This window comes from Mycobacterium sp., from assembly GCF_035603715.1.
Taxonomy (GTDB): domain Bacteria; phylum Actinomycetota; class Actinomycetes; order Mycobacteriales; family Mycobacteriaceae; genus Mycobacterium.
On record NZ_DATNJW010000128.1, the window covers coordinates 1 to 2,167 of the forward strand.

Below are 2,167 nucleotides of genomic sequence, written 5' to 3' on the forward strand. Positions count from 1 at the left end.
TGTTGGGCTCAACGCCGCGACGGGTGAGTACGAGGACCTGCTCAAGGCGGGCGTGGCCGACCCGGTCAAGGTGACGCGTTCGGCGCTGCAGAACGCGGCGTCCATCGCGGCGCTGTTCCTGACCACCGAGGCCGTCGTTGCTGACAAGCCGGAGAAGGCCGCCGCTCCTGCCGGCGACCCGACCGGTGGCATGGGCGGTATGGACTTCTAAGTCCGCATCAGACAACGAGAAGCCCGGTCCCCAGGTGGGGCCGGGTTTTTCGTATTTGTGGGTCCGTAGGGTTGAGAAATGCCTCTTCCACCGCCGTCGCCCACCAGCACCGCCCTCGTGACGGGTGCTTCGTCGGGCATCGGCGCCGACATCGCCCGAGAACTGGCCGACCGTGGCCACGGTGTCACGCTGGTCGCCCGTCGCGAGGACAAGCTGCGCGAACTGGCCGGCGAAATCGGGGGGCGGGTTCGCGTCGAGTGGATCGTCTGCGACGTCGCCGATGCGGCTGCGCGCGCCCGGCTCTTCGACGAGGTGGGCAGTAGAGGTCTGACCGTCGACATCCTGGTCAACAACGCCGGGATCGGCACGATCGGGTCAGTGACCAAGACCTCCGCAGACGCTGAGATAGCGCAGGCACGGGTGAACGTGGAGGCCGTCATCGATCTCACGACCCGTGCCGTCCAGCAGATGGTGACGCGTGGACGCGGCGGAATTCTCAACGTCGGATCCACCGCGGGCTTCCACCCATTCCCGGGGCAGGTCGGCTACGGCGCCACCAAGGCGTTCGTAAAGTCGTACACCGAAGGGCTGCGCGGCGAACTCACGGGCAGCGGTGTCACCGTGGCATTGCTGTGTCCCGGCCCGGTGCGTACCGAGTTCGTGAAAAGCGCGGGCATGGATGAGCGGGCCTTCGCCGCCGCGTTTCCGAAGTTTCTGTGGATGGCGTCGCGTGACGTAGCGCGCATCGGCGTCGACGCGCTCGACGGCGACCGCGGAACGGTGATCCCTGGGCTGCCGAGCCAGCTCAGCACGCGACTGTTCCAGTTCACTCCTCGACGGCTGCTGATGCCGCTGCTGAAAAGTCAGCATCCGGGCCTTCGCAGGGACCGGTCAGCGGACTGACGCGGGCCATTCACGCATCCAGCCCTCCACGGGCAGGGCGAGGGCGTTGCACAGCGTGCAGATCGTGCGGTACCAGCCGACGGCCGTGAGCAGTTCGATCCGTTGCTCGTCGTCGAGATCGCGGCCGAGCGCTGCCCAGGTTGCGTCGGACCACGTCCCGGCGCGTTCCAGTTCGTCCACCGCCTCGATCACCGCCCGATCGGCTTGGGTCCAGCGCGGGTCGTCCGAACCGCCGGTCACCAGTGCGTCGCACTCGTCGTCGCTGACGCCAGCGATGGGACCCCAGAATGCGGCCTGTCCGCCCCACTCGTACGCGCATCCCACCAGCGCGCAGATCCTCAGGATCGCGATGGTGCGGGTGCGGGGCGGCAAGAGCGCCGCCACGTACAGCGACTCGCCCAGCTTGCGCAGTCGGCCGGCCAGCACCGGGTGGCGCTGAAGGCAGCGAACCAGTAGCAGCGGTTCGTAGGTACGGTCCGGGTGACCCCAGCTGTTGATCCCCGCGGCGTCGTCCTCACTCCAAGGCGGGGCGAGCGGTTCGATGCGACTCACGTGGTGCTCGAGGCGTTCATGCGACCGAGGATAGGCCGGGTTTTTTGCGAATCTGGGTAACTGATCTACTAAACGTTCGAACAGTTGGGGATGAAGGGAACGACATAATGGCAAAATCGTTACGGCGCACAATCTTTGGAGTAATCCCCGCTAGCGTGCTGTGCATCATGTTCGCGCCGACCGCCGGCGCCGCGCCCGATCCGTGCTCGGCCAGCGGGCTGGCTGCCACCTCGAGCGGGGTGCTGAACGCGGCGAGCGGATACCTGGACAGCCATCCGGATGCCAACAATGTGCTGACCGCCGCGGTGAACCAGCCACCCGCCGACGCCAAGTCCTCGGTTCGCGGCTATTTCCTCAGCCACGTCGGCGAGGCGCTGGAGTTGAAGGGCATCGCTCAGCCGCTGCTCGACCTGAAGGGCAGGTGCAACGCCTCGGTGTCGCCGGACCAGTTGGCGTCGCTGTTCGACGCACTGTCCGCCGGCTAGGCGGGGACTGGCTGGG

At 67.1% G+C, this 2,167-nt stretch carries 4 protein-coding genes; 3 read left to right on the top strand and 1 reads right to left on the bottom strand.

Features of this window, described 5'->3' with window-relative positions:
* Both VN856_RS05900 and VN856_RS05905 read left to right on the top strand, forming a co-directional pair.
* Nucleotides 1–211: TCP-1/cpn60 chaperonin family protein (locus tag VN856_RS05900; RefSeq protein WP_325687084.1), on the top strand; the 211-nt coding region annotated here is incomplete at its 5' end.
* 78 nt (nt 212–289) lie between these two features.
* Nucleotides 290–1,114: an SDR family oxidoreductase gene (locus VN856_RS05905; protein WP_325687086.1), complete on the top strand. Its 825-nt coding sequence runs from the start codon at nt 290–292 to the stop codon at nt 1,112–1,114.
* Here the strand turns inward: VN856_RS05905 and VN856_RS05910 are convergent.
* Entirely contained in the window at nt 1,103–1,666 is a 564-nt protein-coding gene (locus VN856_RS05910) for a carboxymuconolactone decarboxylase family protein (RefSeq protein ID WP_325687088.1), read from the bottom strand. The two genes, VN856_RS05905 and VN856_RS05910, sit on opposite strands and share 12 nt — an antisense overlap.
* Before the next feature lie 167 nt (nt 1,667–1,833).
* Between VN856_RS05910 and VN856_RS05915 the strand changes: the two genes are divergently transcribed.
* On the top strand, nt 1,834–2,151 hold the full coding sequence (locus VN856_RS05915) for a heme-binding protein (RefSeq protein WP_325687090.1): 318 nt from the start codon (nt 1,834–1,836) through the stop codon (nt 2,149–2,151).
* Nucleotides 2,152–2,167 lie beyond the last annotated feature (16 nt).

Coding starts and splice junctions, on each gene's coding strand:
- VN856_RS05905 (WP_325687086.1), top strand. CDS start 290: ATGCCTCTTCCACCGCCGTCGCCCACCAGCACCGCCCTCGTGACGGGT.
- VN856_RS05915 (WP_325687090.1), top strand. CDS start 1,834: ATGTTCGCGCCGACCGCCGGCGCCGCGCCCGATCCGTGCTCGGCCAGC.